Origin of the sequence: Stenotrophomonas bentonitica, assembly GCF_002887735.1 — a bacterium.
Taxonomy (GTDB): domain Bacteria; phylum Pseudomonadota; class Gammaproteobacteria; order Xanthomonadales; family Xanthomonadaceae; genus Stenotrophomonas; species Stenotrophomonas bentonitica_A.
The window spans coordinates 282,608-302,519 of record NZ_PKQP01000002.1 but is presented as its reverse complement, the minus strand read 5'-3'; the positions used below and the strand labels follow the sequence as shown (position 1 = coordinate 302,519).

At 65.9% G+C, this 19,912-nt stretch carries 15 protein-coding genes; 7 read left to right on the top strand and 8 right to left on the bottom strand.

Features of this window, described 5'->3' with window-relative positions; all coding sequences use genetic code 11:
• Window positions 1-137: 137 nt before the first annotated feature.
• From C0R07_RS05755 to C0R07_RS05745, 3 genes are read left to right on the top strand one after another with little or no spacing between them, the layout of a single operon-like run.
• Window positions 138-1,181 carry a DUF1611 domain-containing protein gene (locus tag C0R07_RS05755; RefSeq protein ID WP_019183070.1) on the top strand — a complete coding sequence of 348 codons (1,044 nt, stop codon included), beginning with the start codon at window positions 138-140 and terminating at the stop codon, window positions 1,179-1,181.
• The gene (gene bla / locus C0R07_RS05750) at window positions 1,178-2,182 is read left to right on the top strand and encodes a class A beta-lactamase (protein ID WP_019183071.1); all 1,005 of its coding nucleotides are present in this window, start codon (window positions 1,178-1,180) and stop codon (window positions 2,180-2,182) included. Before C0R07_RS05755 ends, bla begins: the two co-directional genes overlap by 4 nt.
• Window positions 2,179-3,375, top strand: coding sequence for a YkvI family membrane protein (locus C0R07_RS05745; RefSeq protein ID WP_102788365.1), 1,197 nt, complete (start codon window positions 2,179-2,181; stop codon window positions 3,373-3,375). The genes bla and C0R07_RS05745 overlap by 4 nt, the downstream gene beginning before the upstream one ends.
• On the opposite strand, the gene C0R07_RS05740 is transcribed toward C0R07_RS05745, so the two are convergent.
• Window positions 3,345-4,256, bottom strand: a complete 912-nt coding sequence (locus tag C0R07_RS05740) for a LysR substrate-binding domain-containing protein (protein WP_088434372.1) — start codon at window positions 4,254-4,256, stop codon at window positions 3,345-3,347. The two genes, C0R07_RS05745 and C0R07_RS05740, sit on opposite strands and share 31 nt — an antisense overlap.
• A gap of 262 nt (window positions 4,257-4,518) precedes the next feature.
• On the opposite strand from C0R07_RS05740, the gene C0R07_RS05735 reads away from it, so the two are divergent.
• The 4 genes from C0R07_RS05735 to lpdA are packed head-to-tail and all read left to right on the top strand — an operon-like array spanning window position 4,519 to window position 9,568.
• Window positions 4,519-5,769 (top strand): 3-methyl-2-oxobutanoate dehydrogenase (2-methylpropanoyl-transferring) subunit alpha, encoded by a 1,251-nt coding sequence (locus C0R07_RS05735; protein WP_102788364.1) that lies wholly within the window; start codon window positions 4,519-4,521, stop codon window positions 5,767-5,769.
• Window positions 5,770-5,773: 4 nt separating this feature from the next.
• Window positions 5,774-6,817: an alpha-ketoacid dehydrogenase subunit beta gene (locus C0R07_RS05730; protein ID WP_102788363.1), complete on the top strand. Its 1,044-nt coding sequence runs from the start codon at window positions 5,774-5,776 to the stop codon at window positions 6,815-6,817.
• Window positions 6,818-6,820: 3 nt separating this feature from the next.
• Complete coding sequence (locus C0R07_RS05725; protein ID WP_102788362.1) at window positions 6,821-8,158, top strand: dihydrolipoamide acetyltransferase family protein; 1,338 nt, start codon at window positions 6,821-6,823, stop codon at window positions 8,156-8,158.
• 3 nt (window positions 8,159-8,161) lie between these two features.
• Window positions 8,162-9,568, top strand: a complete 1,407-nt coding sequence (lpdA, locus tag C0R07_RS05720; protein WP_102788361.1) for a dihydrolipoyl dehydrogenase — start codon at window positions 8,162-8,164, stop codon at window positions 9,566-9,568.
• Between the two features lie 296 nt (window positions 9,569-9,864).
• On the opposite strand, the gene C0R07_RS05715 is transcribed toward lpdA, so the two are convergent.
• The 7 genes from C0R07_RS05715 to der form a co-directional block, all read right to left on the bottom strand.
• The gene (locus tag C0R07_RS05715) at window positions 9,865-10,551 is read right to left on the bottom strand and encodes a hypothetical protein (protein ID WP_019183078.1); all 687 of its coding nucleotides are present in this window, start codon (window positions 10,549-10,551) and stop codon (window positions 9,865-9,867) included.
• Between the two features lie 304 nt (window positions 10,552-10,855).
• On the bottom strand, window positions 10,856-12,421 hold the full coding sequence (gene guaA, locus C0R07_RS05710) for a glutamine-hydrolyzing GMP synthase (RefSeq protein WP_102788360.1): 1,566 nt from the start codon (window positions 12,419-12,421) through the stop codon (window positions 10,856-10,858).
• A 111-nt stretch (window positions 12,422-12,532) separates the two neighbouring features.
• The gene (gene guaB / locus C0R07_RS05705) at window positions 12,533-13,990 is read right to left on the bottom strand and encodes an IMP dehydrogenase (protein WP_046273777.1); all 1,458 of its coding nucleotides are present in this window, start codon (window positions 13,988-13,990) and stop codon (window positions 12,533-12,535) included.
• 229 nt (window positions 13,991-14,219) lie between these two features.
• Window positions 14,220-15,119, bottom strand: a complete 900-nt coding sequence (folD, locus tag C0R07_RS05700) for a bifunctional methylenetetrahydrofolate dehydrogenase/methenyltetrahydrofolate cyclohydrolase FolD (RefSeq protein ID WP_102788359.1) — start codon at window positions 15,117-15,119, stop codon at window positions 14,220-14,222.
• Window positions 15,120-15,198: 79 nt separating this feature from the next.
• On the bottom strand, window positions 15,199-17,025 hold the full coding sequence (locus C0R07_RS05695) for a monovalent cation:proton antiporter-2 (CPA2) family protein (RefSeq protein ID WP_102788358.1): 1,827 nt from the start codon (window positions 17,023-17,025) through the stop codon (window positions 15,199-15,201).
• A 263-nt stretch (window positions 17,026-17,288) separates the two neighbouring features.
• On the bottom strand, window positions 17,289-18,437 hold the full coding sequence (moeB, locus tag C0R07_RS05690) for a molybdopterin-synthase adenylyltransferase MoeB (protein WP_102788357.1): 1,149 nt from the start codon (window positions 18,435-18,437) through the stop codon (window positions 17,289-17,291).
• A 73-nt stretch (window positions 18,438-18,510) separates the two neighbouring features.
• A complete protein-coding gene (gene der, locus C0R07_RS05685) occupies window positions 18,511-19,902 on the bottom strand; it encodes a ribosome biogenesis GTPase Der (RefSeq protein ID WP_019183084.1) in 1,392 nt (463 codons plus the stop codon).
• Window positions 19,903-19,912: the final 10 nt, after the last annotated feature.

Genomic DNA, 19,912 nt, shown 5'->3' with positions numbered 1-19,912 from the left:
AAGAGAAGGGGAATAATCCTAATTAGGTTGCATATTCTCTGATTAGGACTTATACAGATCCAACCAGGTCAAACAACAGCGAGCCCCTCGTGAATGCTTCCCCTGCTCTCTTCTCTCCACCGACCACTGGATCCGCCATGAGCTCAACGCCCACTGCCGCCGTGCAGGCCCTTGCCGCCCTCCCCCAGCCGTACCTGCTGTTCCTGGGCGACACCACCGAAGCCGGCTTCGCCAAGACCGCGATCGGCCTGCACGACTGGGCCCCGGAAGTGTGCGTGGCCGAGTGGAGCCTGCCGGGCTGCCCGATCAGCACCGGCCTGCCGAGCATGACGCCGGCCCAGGCGCGCGCGGCCGGTGCACGTGCGATGGTGATCGGCGTGGCCAACGGCGGTGGCGTGATTCCGCCGCAGTGGCTGCCGGCCCTGGTCGATGCGTTGGAAAACGGGCTGGACCTGGTCAGCGGCATGCACCAGAAGCTGGGTGACATTCCGGAACTGGCGGCCGCAGCCGAACGCCACGGGCGCGAACTGATCAACGTGCGCGTGCCGCCGCGTGGCATTCCGGTCGGCAACGGCCGCAAGCGCACCGGCAAGCGCGTGCTGACCGTCGGCACCGACTGCGCGCTGGGCAAAAAGTACACCGCCCTGGCCCTGGCGCGTGGCCTGCGCGGCCTCGGCGTGGATGCCGACTTCCGCGCCAGCGGCCAGACCGGCATCCTGATCGCCGGCAGCGGCATTCCGATGGACGCGGTGGTGGCCGACTTCTCCGCCGGCGCCGCTGAACTGCTCAGCCCGGATGCGGCCGACGATCACTGGGATGTCATCGAAGGCCAAGGCTCGCTGTTCCATCCTGCCTACGCCGGTGTCAGCCTCGGCCTGCTGCATGGCAGCCAGCCGGACGTGTTCGTGGTCTGCCACCAGCCGGGGCGCCAGCATGTGCTCGGTTACCCCGACTACCCGCTGCCCTCCATCGAAGACGTGATCGCGTTGACCGTGCAGCTGGGCCGCCGGACCAATCCGGATATCCGCTGTGTCGGCGTCAGTCTCAATACCCATGGCATGACCGACGCCGCGGCAGCGGCCGCCTGCGCCGAAGTCAGCGCGCGTCTTGGTCTGCCGGTGGCCGATCCGATGCGGCAAGATGGGGAATTCAACCGCCTGCTGGAGGCCTGCATCGCATGAAGATGACATCCCGTACCTTGAGCCTGTGCGTGGCGGCGTTGCTCGGCCTCAGCCCGCTCGCCGCGTTCAGCGCCGGCAAGACCAGCCCGGTGGAAACCGAAGTCGCGCGGCTGGCCACCCTGATCGACGGCAAGGTCGGTGTCTCGGCGTGGCGACTGGATGGCAAGGGCGAGCAGGTCCATCTGAACCCCGATGAAGGGTTCCCGATGGCCAGCACGTTCAAGGTGGCAGTCGCGGCGGTGATCCTGACCAAGGTGGATGCCGGCGAACTGGCGTTGACCACGATGGTGCCGGTGCCGAAATCGTTCTATGTCGATTCGGAAGTGATCGCGGACCGCTTCATCCATGACGGTGTGAGCCTGTCGGTGCACAACCTGCTGGAGGTCATGCTGACCCAGAGCGACAACACCGCCACCGACGTGCTGGTGGCGCAGGCCGGCGGACCGGCCGCGGTCACCGCCTGGCTGCGCGCGCAGGGCATCGAAGGCCAGCGTCTGGATCGCAACACCCGGCAGCTGCTGAGCGATATCTTCGGCCTCGGCGATGAGCCGCTGACCAAGGAACGCGTCGCCGAGCTCACCCTCGATCCGGAGGTGGTCAAGCGCACCAAAGCCGGCAACGAAGCCTTCGACAAGGACCCGCGCGACACCTCCACGCCGCGCGCGATGTCCACCCTGTTGACCAGGCTGTTCACCGGCAAGGCCCTGAGCCCGGCCAGCACCGAGGTGCTGGTGCAGATCATGGAACGTTGCCGGACCTGCAGCGCGCGCCTGCGTGGCAGCCTGCCGCCGGGCACCAAGGTGGCCGACAAGAGCGGCACCGTGGCCGGCACCGTCAATGATGTCGGCGTGGTCACCCTGCCCGACGGCAGCCAGTTCGCGATCTCCGTGTTCGTCAAAGCCAGTAATGCCCCACGCAGCGAACGTGAGCGTGTGATCGCCGAGATCGCCCGCACCGTGCGCGACTTCTACCTGCTGCAGCCGACGGCCGCGCGCAAGTGACCGCCGCCGCCAGCCGGTTCCAGCGGTATCTGTTGCCCGGCCTGGCGTTCAAGTCCGCCGTGATCGGCGGCGGATACGCCACCGGCCGTGAGCTGGCGGAGTTTTTCCTGCCATCGGGCCCCTGGGGCGGCCTGGCCGCGATGGTGTTGTCGATGCTGATCTGGAGCGTGATCTGCATCCTGACCTTCCTGTTGGCCCGGGCGATCCGGGCCAACGATTACCGCACCTTCTTCCGGCATCTGCTGGGCCGTGGCTGGTGGACCTTCGAAGTGGCCTATCTGGCGCTGATCGTGGTGGTGCTGGCGGTATTCGGCGCGGCCGCTGGTGAACTCGCCGCGACCATGTTCGGTTGGCCGCGGATCGTCGGCACGCTGGTGCTGGTGGCGATCATCACCGGCGTAGTGCAGGCCGGGACCAACGCCGTCGAACGCATGTTCAAGCTGATGTCGGCGTTCATGTACCTGGTCTACGCCATTGCCGCGTGCCTGATCCTCTATCGCTTCGGCGGCGGCGCGATGGCGCAGCTGTCCAACACCCATGAGCTGGGCCAGGACTGGGTGCTCAACGGCGTGACCTACGCCGGCTACAACATGTTCGCGGCGGTCTCGATCCTGCTGGTGGTGCGCCACCTGCTGTGCCGGCGCGATGCGGTGATCGCCGGCGCCCTGGCCGGCCCGTTGGCGATCCTGCCGGCGATCGTGTTCTACATCTGCATGATCGCGTTCCTGCCGGACATCGCCGACGCCCCCCTGCCCTCGGACCTGATGCTCGGCCAACTGGGCCTGCCGTGGTTCCAGTGGTTGTTCCGGCTGATGATCATGGTCGCGCTGGTCGAAACCGGGGTCACGCTGATGGCCTCGGTGGACGGCCGCATCAGCGTCAACTGGAAGGAGCGAACCGGCGCCGCCCCGGGCCGCGGCATGCGGGTGGCGATCATTGCCGCCATCCTGCTGATGGCCGTGTTCCTGGCCGATGGCATCGGACTGGTCGCGCTGATCGCGAAGGGCTACCGGCTGCTGGCCTACGCCATCCTGGCTACCTATGTGGTGCCACTGCTGGCGTACTCGGCGTGGCAGATCTGGACGCGCCGTGGGCAGGCCTTCACCGCGCCCGTGGGCGAGCTGCCCGATCCGCGGCCTGCCCTGGCCGATGCACTGGGCGCTCACCCGCCACAGGCAAAGACCAGGAACTGATGCAGTGCGCGTGCCGGCGCGGACAGGTCTTCGTCCGGTCGCCAGACCAGGCCGACTTCCATCGGCGGCACCGCGTCGGTGAGGGTGCGTACGTCGATCCGGCGCCCCTCCAGCGACCACGGCCGATAGACCATGTCCGACAGGATGCTGACCCCGAAGCCATAGGCGACCATGCCGCGCAGCGCTTCCAGCGACGAGGTGCGGAACACCACATTGGGTTCGCGCCCGACCGAGCGCCAGTAGCGCATCGCCGACTCCTGCCCTTCGTCCACCATCAGCATGATGTACGGATATGGCTCCACGTCGGCCGGGCTGATCACCGGCAGCTGCAGCAGCGGGTGCGACTCGGACAGCCACAGCTGGCGGCGCGAGCGGATCAATACCTGCCGCCGCAGCACATAGGGCTCGGCCATGTTGGAAATGATGCACAGCCCGAAATCCAGGTCGCCGCTGCCGACGCCCTGCTCGATCGCAGCACGGTCCATATCGACCAGATCCACCTCCACCTGCGGATAGGAGCGCTTGAAGCGCGCCAGCAGGCTCGGCAGGAAATAGCCCAGCACCGTATAGGACGCGCCGATCCGAACCCGGCCCGGCAGGGTGTTGGCCAGGAACATCGGCTCGCTGAGGGCGTCCTGCAGCGTGTCCAGGATGTGCCGCACATGCTGGTGGAACCGATGGCCCTCGGCGGTCAGCCCGACCCCGTGCGGCATGCGGTCGAACAGCTTCAGGCCCAGCGAGGCTTCCAGCTGGGCGACCGCCGTGGTGATCACCGACTGGGAGACGTGCAGCTTGCGTGCGGCCTGTGAGAACTGCCCCAACTCGGCAGCTTCGGCAAAGTACCGCAGCTGGCGCAGGGTCATGTTGGCTGGGATTTGCATGCACGAGCTCCCGCGGAATGAAGATATCTGAATAAACAATACCTCATACGCAATTAAACAAATTTACGATAAGCCGCTGTGCCTCTAGACTTCACATCGGGTGCAATGCGCCATGGCCCCAGCCGCCTTGCAAGCGCTGGTCCTTACCCGCTTCGCGACGAGATCCTGACCGGATGTCGGCGCGCCAACATCGCCATTACCGTTGCCCCCCGCCTGCGGTATGCCTGTAGCTCCATGACCCAAGCCCAGCGAGGCCCCTGACATGTCATCACCCCAGATCCCCGCCACGAGCGAGCCGTTGCGTCTGCACGTGCCCGAGCCCAGCGCCCGTCCCGGCGAGGCCACCGACTTTTCCTATCTGAAGCTGAGCCCCGCCGGCGCGGTCGACAAGCCGCCCGTGGACGTGAGCGCCAGCCAGACCGCACCGCTGACCAGCCAGCTGATCCGCGTGCTGGACGACAACGGCGACGCCGTGGGCCCGTGGGCCGCCGATATCGACGACGCCGTGCTGCTGCGTGCCATGCACGCCATGCTCAAGACGCGCGCCTATGACGCGCGCATGCTGATCGCCCAGCGCCAGAAGAAGACCTCCTTCTACATCCAGTGCCTGGGTGAGGAAGCCATCGCCGTCGGCCAGACCCTGGCACTGCGCGATGACGACATGCAGTTCCCGACCTACCGCCAGCAGGGCATCCTGGTCACCAAGGAAGTGCCGATGGTGGACATGATGTGCCAGGTGCTGTCCAACGCGGCCGACCCGCTGAAGGGCCGCCAGCTGCCGATCATGTATTCCTACAAGGATTACGGCTTCTTCTCGATCTCCGGCAACCTGACCACCCAGTACATCCAGGCGGTGGGCTGGGCGATGGCCTCGGCGATCAAGGGCGACACCCGCATCGCCACCGCATGGGTGGGTGATGGCGCCACCGCCGAAGGCGATTTCCACGCCGCGCTGACCTTCGCGCACGTGTACCGCGCCCCGGTCGTGCTCAACGTGGTCAACAACCAGTGGGCGATCTCGACCTTCCAGGCCATCGCCGGCGGTGAGAACACCACCTTCGCCGCGCGCGGCGTGGGCTACGGCATTCCGTCGCTGCGCGTGGACGGCAACGATCTGCTGGCCGTGTACGCCGCTTCGCGCTGGGCCGCCGAACGCGCCCGCAGCAACCTGGGGCCGACCCTGATCGAGTGGGTCACCTACCGCGCCGGCCCGCATTCGACCTCGGATGATCCCTCCAAGTACCGCCCTGCCGACGATGCGCAGCAGTTCCCGCTCGGCGATCCGATCGACCGCCTGAAGCAGCACCTGATCAAGCGCGGCCTGTGGAGCGAGCAGCAGCACGACGCGCTCCGCGCCGAACTGGATGCCGAGATCCTGCGTGCCCTCAAGGAAGCCGAGACCCACGGGTTGCTCGGCAGCGACAACCGTCCCGGCGCGGCCCTCATGTTCGAAGACGTCTACAAGGACATGCCCGAACATCTCCGTCGCCAGCGTCAGCAGTTGGGAGTCTGAACACATGAGCGGGATTGAACAGAACAACACCGGCGGTACGCCGATGACCATGATCCAGGCGCTGCGCTCGGCGATGGACGTGATGCTGGAACGCGACGACAACGTGGTGATCTTCGGCCAGGACGTGGGCTACTTCGGCGGCGTGTTCCGCTGCACCGATGGCCTGCAGACCAAGTACGGCAAGCAGCGCGTGTTCGATGCGCCGATTTCCGAGAACGGCATCGCCGGCGCGGCGATCGGCATGGCCGCCTACGGCCTGCGCCCGGTCGCTGAAATCCAGTTCGCCGATTACATCTACCCGGCCTACGACCAGATCGTGTCCGAAGCGGCGCGCATGCGCTATCGCTCCGGCGGCAGCTTCACCTCCTCGCTGGTGTTCCGTACCCCGTGCGGCGGTGGCATCTACGGTGGCCAGACCCACAGCCAGAGCCCGGAAGCGATCTTCGCGCACGCCACCGGCCTGCGCACCGTCATGCCGTCCAACCCGTACGACGCCAAGGGCCTGCTGATCGCCTCGATCGAGAACGACGATCCGGTGATCTTCCTGGAGCCCAAGCGCCTGTACAACGGCCCGTTCGACGGTCACCACGACCGCCCGGTCACCGCGTGGTCCAAGTACCCGGACAACCTGGTGCCGGAGGGCTACTACAACGTGCCGCTGGACAAGGCCGCCATCGCCCGCGAAGGCAAGGCACTGACGATCATCACCTACGGCACCACCGTGTGGGTAGCCAAGGCCGCCGCCGAAGATGCCGGGATCGACGCGGAAGTGATCGACCTGCGCAGCCTGTGGCCGCTGGACCTGGACGCCATCGTCAACTCGGTCAAGAAGACCGGCCGCTGCATCGTGCTGCACGAAGCCACCCGCACCTGCGGCTTCGGCGCCGAGCTGGTCGCGCTGGTGCAGGAGCACTGCTTCTACCACCTGCAGGCCCCGGTGGAACGCGTTACCGGCTGGGACACCCCGTATCCGCACGCGCAGGAATGGGACTACTTCCCGGGTCCGTCCCGGGTCATCGATGCAATGCAGCGCGTGCTGGAGGACTGAACCATGGGACATCACGTCATCAAGATGCCGGACATCGGTGAAGGTATCGCCGAAGTCGAACTGATCACCTGGAAGGTCGAGGTCGGTGGCCCGGTCGCCGAAGACCAGGTCGTGGCCGAGGTCATGACCGACAAGGCCATGGTCGAGATCCCCTCGCCCGTCTCAGGCACGGTGGTCTCGCTGGGCGGCAAGCCCGGCCAGATGATGGCCGTCGGCAGCGAGCTGATCCGCCTGGAAGTGGACGGTGCCGGTAATGCCAGCGACGCCAGTGCGCCGGCTGCTGCCGCACCTGCCGAACCGGTTGCTGCACCCAAGGCTGCCGCGCCTGCGCCTGCGGCCGCCGCGGAGTCTGCACCGGCTGCGACGCCGGCCAAGGCTGCCGCTGCCTCCGCACCCGCCCCTGCCGCCAAGCAGGACGCGCGCGGCGCGGTCACCAACGGCGTGCTCAACGCCGGTGACGCCCCGCTGGCCTCGCCGGCCGTGCGCCGCCGCGCCTGGGACCTGGGCATCGAGCTGCGCTATGTGCCCGCCACCGGCCCGGGCGGCCGCATCCTGCAGGCCGATCTGGACGCCTACGCCGCCGCCGGTGGCAAGGCGCAGCCGGTCGGTAGCAGCGCCGGCGGCAGCAGCTACGCGCGCCGTACCGGCGAGCAGCAGGTGCCGATCATGGGCCTGCGCCGCAAGATCGCGCAGAAGATGCAGCAGTCCTGGTCGACCATTCCGCATATCACCTATGTGGAAGAAATCGACGTCACGGAAGTGGAAGCCCTGCGCGCCAAGCTCAACGAGCGCTGGGCCAAGGAGCGCGGCAAGCTGACCCTGCTGCCGCTGCTGGCACGCGCCGTGGTGCTGGCCGCACGCGACTTCCCGCAGATGAACGCCCGCTTCGATGACCAGGCCAACATCGTGACCCGCTATGAAGGCGTGCAGCTGGGCATCGCGACCCAGAGCGAGGTCGGCCTGTCGGTGCCGGTGGTCGCGCATGCCGAATCGCTGGATCTGTGGCAGACCGCCACCGAGATTGCGCGCCTGGCCAACGCCGTGCGCGTGGGCAAGGCAACGCGTGAGGAGCTGTCCGGCTCGACCATCACCATCAGCAGCCTCGGTGCGGTGGGCGGTGTGGTCTCCACGCCGATCATCAACCACCCGGAAGTGGCGATCGTCGGTGTGAACCGCATCATCGAACGCCCGATGTTCCGCGAGGGCCAGGTGGTGGCCCGCAAGCTGATGAATCTGTCGTCCTCGTTCGACCATCGCATCGTTGATGGCATGGATGCGGCCGAGTTCGTGCAGGCGATCCGTACGCGCCTGGAAACCCCGGCCCTGCTGTTCGTGGAGTAAGCGATGTCCAATACCCTTCAAACCCAGCTGCTGATCATCGGCGGCGGTCCCGGCGGTTACATCGCCGGCATCCGCGCCGGCCAGCTCGGCGTCAAGACCATCGTGGTCGAGGGCGTCAATCCGGGTGGCACCTGCCTCAACATCGGCTGCATTCCCTCCAAGGCGCTGATCCATGCCGCCGAGGAGTTCGCCAAGGTCACCGCCTATGCCGCAGGCACCTCGCCGCTGGGCATCAGCGTGCAGGCGCCGTCGCTGGACCTGGCCAAGACCGTGGCGTGGAAGGCCGGCATCGTCAAGAAGCTCACCGGTGGCGTCAGCGCGCTGCTGAAGAAGAACGGCGCGCAGCTGATCAAGGGCTGGGCCACGATCGTCGACGGCAAGACCGTCGAGATCGCCGGTGCTGCTGAAGACGGCGGCACGCTGCGCATCACCTGCGAGCACCTGCTGCTGGCCACCGGTTCGGTGCCGGTGGAACTGCCGTTCCTGCCGTTTGGTGGCAAGGTCATCTCCTCCACCGAAGCCCTCTCGCCGACCTCGCTGCCGAAGCAGTTGATCGTCGTCGGTGGCGGCTACATCGGCCTGGAGCTGGGCACGGTGTACCGCAAGCTGGGCTGCGAAGTCACCGTGGTCGAGGCCCAGGAACGCATCCTGCCGGCCTACGACGCCGAGCTGACCAAGCCGGTGGCCACGCACCTGGAGAAGTCCGGCGTGAAGCTGCTGACCGGCCACAGCGTGCTCGGCCTGGCCGACAACGGCCAGCTGCGCGTGCGTGACAAGGACGGTAACGAAATCGCGCTGGACGCCGACCAGATCCTGGTCGCGGTCGGCCGTCGCCCGAAGACCGACGGCTTCAACCTGGAATCGCTGCAGCTGGATCTGACCGGCAAGGCGATCAAGATCGACGACCAGTGCAAGACCTCGATGCGCAACGTGTGGGCCATCGGCGATGTCGCCGGTGAGCCGATGCTCGCGCACCGCGCGATGGCACAGGGCGAACTGGTGGCCGAGATCGTCAGTGGCAAGAAGCGCCACTTCGTGCCGGCCGCGATTCCGGCGGTGTGCTTCACCGACCCGGAAATCGTGGTGGTCGGGCTGTCGCCGGACGAGGCCAAGGCACAGGGCATCGAGACCAAGGTCGCGCTGTTCCCGTTCGCCGCCAATGGCCGTGCGATGTCGCTGGAATCCACCGATGGCTTCGTGCGCGTTGTCGCGCGCAGCAGCGACCACCGCATCCTCGGCTGGCAGGCCGTAGGCGTGCAGGTCTCGGAACTGTCGATCGCTTTCGTGCAGTCGATTGAGATGGGCGCCACGCTGGAGGATATCGCCGGGACGATTCACCCGCACCCGACACTGGGTGAGGCCGTGCAGGAAGCCGCGCTGCGTGCGTTGGGGCATGCGTTGCATATCTGAGGCGTCTGCACGGCGCTGCTGAGACATCGGCAGCGCTGGATGTCCAGGCAGGAATAGAAACGGCCCGCATTGCGGGCCGTTTCTGTTTGCTGCTTCCGATACGTCGCAACGGGCAGCCATGGATACTGGCCGTGGCCTATCCTCGACCAAGGCACCATTCGCCGGCCAGCGCAGCACGATTCCGCCAAGGCCATGTGTCTGCCAAAGCACGCGCGACCAACGGTCGGCCTCGTCCCGCACGGGTGCGTCGTAGCCTCACAGGTGCACGTGCAGAAATTGCATTAGTGCTGTGCCTGCTAACGCTGCACCTGCGTCGGATGGACAGTTACTTGCTTGACACCTAATTGAGTCAGCGTGTCATTTAAGCTGCGGGCAAAGCGCATGGACCCCTTCTTATATTCCAGAAGCATTAACGAGGTGTCCGCTTGGCGCCTTCTATGACTCTCGATCGCGCCAATCCAATCCGTAGAAGCCTCACCAAGTTCACCACTATCTACAATGCTCCTCTCTACAGCGGCGAACCGAATCGAAGCCTCGACGTCATCAGCCAGTGCTCTGAAGTTGTAAAGCTTCTTCCCTTCCGGATACGGACCTGAATTTGCATCCGTATCAATCTGAAGTTCGATCAATTGCCTGGCCATCGCCGTTCCGAAGTATCTCTCAACTTTGAAGTAGTGCGCGATCAATCGTTGATTCCAGCCACGATTGAAGTCCATGTAGTCGGTCCACGGGCCGAGTGAGACTTCATCCCAGCCTCTTGCATCTGCAGCTCCCTGCAGATTTTTTAGAGCCAAATAGCCTTCATCAACAATCGAAATGGTTTCGTGGAAAGTCTGCACCGCCTCTTTCGAAAATTGATCCTTCTCGCTCCACTCAGCTTCACGCGATTGCAGCGCCAACGCGCCTATCAGGGTCAGCGCTGCGCTAAGTAGCGAGGATACAACTGCAACGATGATGCTGTACTTTAGCGACGACTCGGGCATCCTTTAACTCCGTGAGAATTTCTTCTTCGCTCGAGAAAATCGAAAAATCAAGATCGCTCCAGCGGAACAGCGGATCACCGCGGCGGCGCGGCTGACGTAGCACTTGACACAGCAGTTGACTTCAACAAATAAACCAAACGTGTTGTGCAACATTATTCCAAAGGCCGCGGTCCCACTCAAACATGCAAGACATCATGTGGCAGGGCTTCCATAGTCCACGGCTTAGACCCAAGCTCATAGCAGCGTCGCTAGTTCCAACTCACCAAACAACAAGGGCGCCTCTCGGCGCCCTCGTTCTTTCAACTCACTCCCACTCAATAGTCGCTGGCGGCTTCCCCGAGATGTCATAAACAACTCGCGACACCCCCCGCAACTCATTGATGATCCGGTTACTAACCGTCCCGAGGAACTCATACGGCAGATGCGCCCAATGCGCCGTCATGAAATCGATGGTCTCAACGGCACGCAGCGCAATCACCCACTCATAAGCCCGCGCATCACCCACCACGCCCACCGACTTCACCGGCAGGAACACGGCAAACGCCTGGCTGGTCTTGTCGTACAGATCGGCCTTGCGCAGTTCGTCGATGAAGATGGCATCGGCCTTGGCCAGCAGCTCGGCGTATTCGCGCTTCACTTCGCCAAGGATGCGCACGCCCAGGCCCGGGCCCGGGAACGGGTGGCGGTAGACCATGCTGCGCGGCAGGCCGAGCTCAACGCCGAGGCGACGCACTTCGTCCTTGAACAGCTCGCGCAGCGGCTCGACCAGACCCAGCTTCATGTGTTCGGGCAGGCCGCCGACGTTGTGGTGGCTCTTGATCACATGGGCCTTGCCGGTCTTGCTGCCGGCCGACTCGATCACGTCAGGGTAGATGGTGCCCTGCGCCAGCCACTTGGCATTCTTCAGCTTGGTGGATTCCTCATCGAAGATGTCCACGAACAGGTTGCCGATGATCTTGCGCTTGGCTTCCGGGTCGCTCACGCCTTCAAGCTTGCTGAAGTAACGGTCGGCCGCGTTGACGCGGATCACCTTGACGCCCATGTGCTCGGCGAACATCGCCATCACCTGGTCGCCTTCCTGCCAGCGCAGCAGGCCGGTATCGACGAACACGCAGGTCAGCTTGTCGCCGATCGCCTTGTGCAGCAGCGCGGCCACGACGGACGAATCGACGCCGCCGGACAGGCCCAGAATCACTTCGTCATCGCCCACCAGCTCGCGCACGCGGGCGATCTGGTCGTCGATGATGTTGGCGGCGGTCCACAGGGTCTCGCAGCCGCACACGTCCACCACGAAGCGGCGCAGCAGCGCCTGGCCCTGCAGGGTGTGGGTCACTTCCGGGTGGAACTGCACGCCGTACCAGCGCTTCTCTTCGTTGGCCATCGCGGCCACCGGGATGCGATCGGTCACCGCGGTCACGGTGAAGCCCGGGGGCGCGACGGAGACGTGGTCGCCGTGGCTCATCCAGACATTCAACTTCGGCTCGCCACCATGGTCGCTCAGGCCCTTGAACAGTGCATCCGGGGCGACGACGTTGACTTCGGCGTGGCCGAACTCACGCTGGTCGGCCGCTTCGGTGGCGCCACCGAGCTGCGCGGCCAGGGTCTGCATGCCGTAGCAGATGCCGAAGATCGGCAGGCAGCTGTCGAACACTTCCTGCGGTGCGGCAGGCGCGCCCGGCAGCGTGGTCGATTCCGGGCCGCCGGACAGGATGATGCCCTTGGCGCCGAACGCGGCGATGTCAGCCGGGTTGTGGTCCCATGCCCAGATCTCGCAGTACACGCCGAGCTCGCGGATGCGGCGCGCGATCAGCTGGGTGTACTGGGCGCCGAAATCGAGGATGAGGATCTTGTCGTTATGGATGTTGGTCATGGTGCCCGGGCAATGCAGGAGTAAATACGGGAAACACAGCGTCGTTACCGGCGGCGGATAGAGAAAGAGGAACGGGAATCAGCTTCCTCGTTCCTCTTTGCTCATGCCGCATCAGGCGCGGTAGTTCGGCGGCTCTTTGGTGATCTGCACGTCGTGGACGTGGCTCTCGCGTTGGCCGGCGCCGCTGATCTTGACGAACTTCGGCTTGGTGCGCATGTCATCGACGGTGCCACAGCCCACATAGCCCATGGTGGCGCGCAGGCCGCCCATCAGCTGGTGGATGATGCCGCCGACCGGGCCGCGATACGGGACGCGGCCTTCGATACCTTCGGGCACCAGCTTGTCGGCGCTGGAGGCATCCTGGAAGTAGCGGTCCTTGGACCCCTTCTCCATCGCGGCCAGCGAGCCCATGCCGCGGTAGCTCTTGTAGGAGCGGCCCTGGAACAGTTCGGTCTCGCCGGGCGATTCCTCGGTACCGGCCAGCAGGCCACCGATCATGATGGTGGAGGCACCGGCGGCCAGCGCCTTGCCGATATCACCGGAGTAACGGATGCCACCGTCGGCGATCAGCGGGATGCGGTCCTGCAGCGCCTCGGCGACCAGGTCGATCGCAGTGATCTGCGGCACGCCGACGCCAGCGACGACGCGCGTGGTGCAGATCGAGCCCGGGCCGATGCCGACCTTGACCGCGTCCGCGCCGCTGTCCAGCAGCGCCAGTGCGGCTTCACCGGTGCAGATGTTGCCACCGACGACCTGCACCTGCGGGAAGTGCTTCTTGACCCAGCTGACGCGGTCCAGCACGCCCTGCGAGTGGCCGTGCGCGGTGTCGACCACCAGCACGTCCACCCCGGCGGCGACCAGCGCCTCGACCCGGCGGTCGGTATCGCCACCGACGCCGACGGCCGCGCCGACCAGCAGGCGGGTGGCGGTGTCCTTGGCGGCGTTCGGGTAATCGGTGTTCTTCTGGATGTCCTTGACGGTGATCAGGCCGCGCAGCGCGAAATCATCGTTGACGACCAGGATCTTCTCGATGCGGTTGCGGTGCAGCAGCTGCAGCACTTCATCGGAGGCCGCGCCTTCCTTGACCGTGATCAGGCGATCCTTCTTGGTCATGATGTGGCGGACCGGATCGTCCAGCTCGGTCTCGAAGCGCATGTCACGATGGGTGACGATGCCGACCAGCTGGCCGCCGCCGTCCACCACCGGCACGCCGGAGATGTTGCGCGCCTGGGTCAGGGCCAACACGTCGCGGATGGTGGTTTCCGGGCCGACGGTGATCGGGTCGCGGATGACGCCGGCCTCGAACTTCTTGACCTTGGCGACTTCGGCAGCCTGCTGCTCGACGCTCAGATTCTTGTGGATGATGCCCATGCCGCCGAGCTGGGCCATGGCGATCGCCAGGCGGGCTTCGGTGACGGTATCCATGGCGGCCGAGAGGATCGGAAGCTTCAGCCGCAGGTCGCGCGTCAGGCGCGTTTCCAGACTGACATCCTTGGGCAGGATGATGGAATGAGCGGGGACGAGGGAGACGTCGTCGTAGGTGAGAGCTTCAGCCTGGATGCGCAGCATCGGCATACCCGAGATGTGGGGAAGCGCGACATTTTACCCTGATTCGGGCGTCTTTGGCAGGGGGCGGATGCGACGCTGTGTCGCGTGCCCAGCCCTGCGGTTCAGCCATGGGCCGCCCGCCGTCCCGGAAGGGGGAGAGCCCCCGAAGTTCGGGGGCGGCCGCGAAGCGGCGGGGGCGTGGGTGCTGGTAAGTGGGGGCCCAAGGTTTGCGCAGCAAATCTTGGGAGCGTCAGCGCGAATGCGCGGACGCGTACCCTTCTGCCGCCTCGATGGTGTTCTGCATCAACGTGGCCACGGTCATCGGCCCTACCCCACCCGGTACAGGGGTGATCCAGCTGGCGCGCTGGGCGGCGGCCTCGAAGCCGACATCGCCGACCAGGCGGCCGTCATCCAGGCGGTTGATGCCCACGTCGATCACCACGGCGCCCGGCTTGACCCATTCACCCGGGACGATGCCCGGGCGGCCCACGGCGACCACCAGGATGTCGGCGTTGCGCACAGACTGCTCCAGCACATCCTTGGGGGTGAACTTGTGGCAGCTGGTGACGGTGCAGCCGGCAATCAGCAGCTCCAGCCCCATCGGGCGGCCGACATGGTTGCTGACACCGACGATGGTGGCGTTGCGGCCGCGCACCGGCTGGTCGGTGTGGCCCAGCAGGGTCACGATGCCGCGCGGGGTGCACGGTCGCAGGCCGAACTCACGCAGGGCCAGATGGCCGACGTTTTCCGGGTGGAAGCCGTCCACGTCCTTGCGCGGGTCGATCCGGTGGATCAGGCGGTTGGCGTCCGGGATGCCCGGCAGCGGCAGCTGGACCAGGATGCCGTGGATCTTGGGATCGGCGTTGAGCTGGTCGATCAGGGTCAGCAGTTCGGCCTCGGTGGTGCCGGCCGGCAGGTCGTAATCGAAGGCTTCGATGCCCACTTTCTCGGCCGCACGGCGCTTGTTGCGCACGTACACGGTCGAGGCCGGGTCGCCACCCACCAGCACCACGGCCAGGCCCGGACGGCTGCCACCGGCAGCCAGGCGGGCATCGACCCGGACCTTGAGGCTGTCCAGCAGGTCTTCGGCGATGCGGCGGCCGTCGAGAATGCGGGCGGAAGAGACGGTGTCGGGGGTCGGTGAGCTCATCGAGGGCGGCAGGCGTGGGGGCGACGGTCGGCTATTGTCCCTGATTCGGCCCGCCCCGCCCACCGGTAGTGCCGGCGCCTTATTCTTCTTCGGGCACCTGGTCGGCGTTGAGCGTGCGCGCTTTGCGCTTGGGCGCAGTGAACGGCGTGGGCGTCGGCACGCCCGGCAACGCGCTGCCGAACACCATGTGCGCGCCGGCGCGCAGGTCGCCGCCCGCCATCTCCAGCTCGAAGCGTTCGGCATCCCGCTCGCGGATCTGCTCGGCGATCTCGCGCGCATCATCCGGATCGGCACCCAGCTCCATCAGCGCAGCCTGGCCAAACTGCAGGGCCGATTCGAAGGTCTCGCGGATCTGGAAGTCCACGCCGGCATGGATCAGGCGCAGCGAATGTTCGCGATCGAACGAGCGCACCAGCAGCTTGGCCTGGGGGAACTCGTGGGTGACCAGTTCGACGATGCGATCGGCATCCTGGTCGTTGTTGACGCACACCGCGATCGCACGCGCTGTCCCTGCGCCAGACGCATGCAGCACATCCAGGCGGGTGCCGTCGCCGTAGTAGATCTTGAATCCGAAGCGCTCGGCGTTATGGATCATGTCCACGTCGTTGTCGATGATGGTCACATCCACATCGCGCGCCAGCAGCGACTGACTCGCCACCTGGCCGAAGCGACCGAAGCCGATCAGCAGCACGCTGCCGGACAGGCCGTCGGCTTCTTCCACGCCATCGAGCGAGACTTCGCGATCCGGCATCAGCTTGTCGTGCAGCAGCACGAACAGTGGCGTCAGCGCCATCGAGAGCACGACGATCGCGGTGAGGTTGGCGTTGACCTGCACGTCAATCACGCCGGCTACCGCCGCGGCCGAGAACAGCACGAACGCGAACTCGCCGCCCTGCGCCATCACCACGCCGCGATCCAGCGCCTGGCGATGATCACTGCCGAGGATCCGCGCGACCACGTAGATGCAGACCGCCTTGGCCAGCATCAGCGCGAACACGCCGGAGACGATCAGCGGCCAGTTGTTGGCGACCACGGTGAGGTCCAGCGCCATCCCGACGCTGAGGAAGAACAGGCCGAGCAGGATGCCGCGAAACGGCTCGATGTCCGCTTCGATCTGATGGCGGAAGGTGGACTCGCTGAGCAGCACGCCCGCGAGGAACGCGCCCATCGCCATCGACAAGCCACCCAGCTGCATCAGCAGCGCGGCGCCGAGCACAACCAGAAGCGCGGCCGCCGTCATCACTTCGCGCGCCTTGGCGGCAGCAAGGATGCGGAACAGCGGATTGAGCAGGAAGCGGCCGACCAGCACCAGGCCGACGATCGCACCGGCGGCGATACCCACGGTGACCCAGCGCGAGCTCTCGCCCGCATCGCTGTGCACCGGCGCCATGAACGCGACCACGGCCAGCAGAGGCACGATCAGCAGGTCTTCGAACAGCAGGATCGAGACGATCTTCTGGCCGGTGGGCAGCGCGATGTCGCCGCGCTCGGCGAGCAACTGCATCACTACCGCGGTGGAGGTCAACACGAAACCGGCGGCGCCGATGAAGGCCACCGGCAGCGGGAAGCCGAGCAGCATGCACACGCCGGTCAGCACCGTACCGCAGACCACGATCTGCAGCGTGCCCAGTCCGAAGATCTCGTTGCGCAGGCTCCACAGATGCGAGGGCCGCATCTCCAGGCCGATCACGAACAGGAACATCACCACGCCAAGCTCGGCGGTATGCAGGATGGCCTGCGGATCGGAGAACCACCCGAACCCGAACGGGCCGATGGCCAGCCCGGCGGCGAAATAGCCCAGCACCGAGCCCAGCCCAAGCCGGCGGAACAACGGCACCATGACCACGGCCGCCCCCAGCAGAGCGACGACTTTCACCAGTTCACTGGCACCTGCTTCCACCGCCATGCGGTTGCTTCCCCGGACTACACAAGATGGGTCAACGATAGGGCAAAGCGCGGAAGGGCAATAGCGCAGATGATGCGTTTAATCGTACTGAATTCAGAACGATATTGAACATGGATGCCAGATCGTCCCGAAATCGCGACCTAACCCAGCGGTAGCCACGCCATGCTTGGCTGCGCTGACCTGGCGGCCCCTCGCCAACGGCATCCACGCAGGGCGTGGATCTACGTGGACCCTGGCGAACCGCATCCACGCATGGCGTGGATCTACGCGGCTCCACCGCCGCTGCAGAAGGCGGCGTAATCGATGTACCCGGGGAACGCGCGCCCGGGCGCGCACAACGGGCAACCCGGGTCGGGCCGCAGCCGCGTCTCGCGGAAGCGCATGCCCAGCGCATCGAAGGTCAGCAGGCGCCCGATCAGCGGCTCGCCGATGCCGAGCAGCAGCTTGAGCACTTCGGTGGCCTGCAGCAGGCCGACCATGCCCGGCAACACGCCGAGCACGCCCGCCTCCGAGCAGTTGGGCGCAAACTCCGGCGGCGGCGGCTCGGGGAAAAGGCAGCGGTAGCACGGGGCGGTGCCACGCTGGCGGCCGGCGTCGAACACGCTGACCTGGCCGGTGAAGCGCTCCACCGCGCCATACACCAGCGGGATGCCGTGCTGCAGGCTGGCGTCGTTGAGCAGGTAGCGCAGCGGGAAATTGTCCGAACCATCCAGCACCACGTCGACCCCCTCCAGCAGCGTGTCGATGTTGTCCGAGGTGACCCGCGCCTGCACGGCCTCCACGTCCAGCGAGGGATTGAGCGCGAGCAGGCGCGCGCGCGCGGAGAGCACCTTGGGCTCGCCAACGCTGGCATCGGTGTGGATGATCTGCCGATGCAGATTGCTGCGGTCCACCACGTCGTCATCGGCGATGCGCAGGTGCCCTACCCCGGCCGCGGCCAGGTAGAAGCTCGCCGGTGCACCCAGGCCGCCCGCGCCGAGCACCAGCACGCGCGAAGCGAGCAGCGTCTTCTGGCCTTCGATACCGACCTGCGGCAACAGCAGGTGACGCGAGTAACGCTCGTTGAAGTCGCGCTCGGCATCGCTCTGCATCGGCTGCACCAGGGGCAGGCCGTCACCGCGCCAGGCGGTGGTGCCGCCGTGGACGGAGGCGACATTCGTGTAGCCCAGGTCCCACAGGAAAACCGCGGCCTCCATCGAACGCCTGCCGCTCTGACAGATCAGGACGACCTCGCCGTCGGCTGCCGGCAGGTGGGCGTCTGGCTCGGCCTGGAGATCGCCCTTGGCGATGCCGAGCGCACCTTCGGCCATGCCGGTGGCGCGTTCGTGCGCCTCGCGGATGTCGATCAGCAGCGCGCCATGGGCGAGGCGTTCGCGGGCCTGCGCCGGGGTGAGTTCGGGGATCGTGCTCATGCGGGGATTATCGCGCACGGGCGCGCCGGCCGCCCCAATGAAAAGAGCCGGCTTGCGCCGGCTCTTTTCTGCATCACTTGCCCTTGACGTGCTTGATCAAGCGGCGCTTGCGCTTGAGCTGACGTTCGGTGAGCACGTTCTTCTTGCCTTCGTACGGGTTCACACCCTCGCGGAAGATGAACTGCACGGGCGTGCCGACCAGCTTGAAGCGCTTGCGGAAGAAGTTCTCCAGATAGCGCTTGTACGACTCCGGCAGGTCTTTCAGACGGGTGCCATGGACGATGAAGGTCGGCGGGTTGGAACCGCCCGGATGCACGTAGCGCAGCTTGGACACGTGACCCCGGATCGCCGGCGGCGGGTTGGTCTCGTAGGCCGTTTCCAGCGCCTTGTTGACTTCGCTGGTGCTGAACTCATGCGTCGCCGAGGCGTGCGCAGCATGGATGCAGCGGAACAGCTCACGCAGCCCCGAGCCGTGCTTGGCCGAGATGCGCACCACTTCCGCCCACGGCACGAACCCGAGCTTGCGCGACACCAGGGCTTCAGCCTGCTCGCGCTGGTAATCGGTCAGGCCATCCCACTTGTTGATCGCCACCACCAGCGCACGGCCGGCATCGAGCACCGCGCCGAGCACGCTGGCGTCCTGATCGGTCACGCCTTCGGAGGCATCCAGCATCAGCACCGCGACCTGGCACTGCTCGATGGCCTGCAGGGTCTTGATGACGCTGAACTTCTCGACCACTTCCTCGACACGCGCCTTGCGACGCAGGCCGGCGGTATCGATCAGGCGGTACTCACGCCCGTCGCGCTCCATGTCCACCGCAATCGAATCACGGGTGGTACCGGGCACTTCGGAGGCGATCATGCGCTCCTCGCCGAGCAGACGATTGACCAGCGTCGACTTGCCCACGTTGGGGCGGCCGACGAAGGCGATGCGAATGCGGTTCGGATCGGTGTCCAGGGTCTCGGTGGTGCCCTCTTCCGGCAACCGTTCCACGACCTCGTCCAGCAGATCATCCAGGCCCTGACGGTGCGCGGCCGAGACGGTCAGCATTTCGCCGAAGCCGTAACGGGCAAATTCCGAACGCACGGTGTCTTCGTTCATGCCGTCGATCTTGTTGATCAGCAGCAGGGTCGGACGGGCCAGCTTGCGCAGCCAGGACAGGATCTCGTCGTCCATCGGGCCCTCACGGGCATCGACCACGAACAGGATCAGGTCCGCCTCGGCGGCAGCAGCGCGGGCCTGGCGGGCGGTAGCTCCGGCCAGACCTTCTTCTTCACCGGCGATACCGCCGGTATCGACCACCAGGAACGGGTGGTCTTCATCAAGACGACAAACACCGTAATTACGGTCCCGGGTCACGCCGGGCTGGTCATGGACCAGCGCGTCGCGCGTACGGGTAAACGCATTGAACAGCGTGGACTTGCCGACATTCGGCCGTCCAACCAGGGCGACCAAGGGCAGCATCGCGGTAACT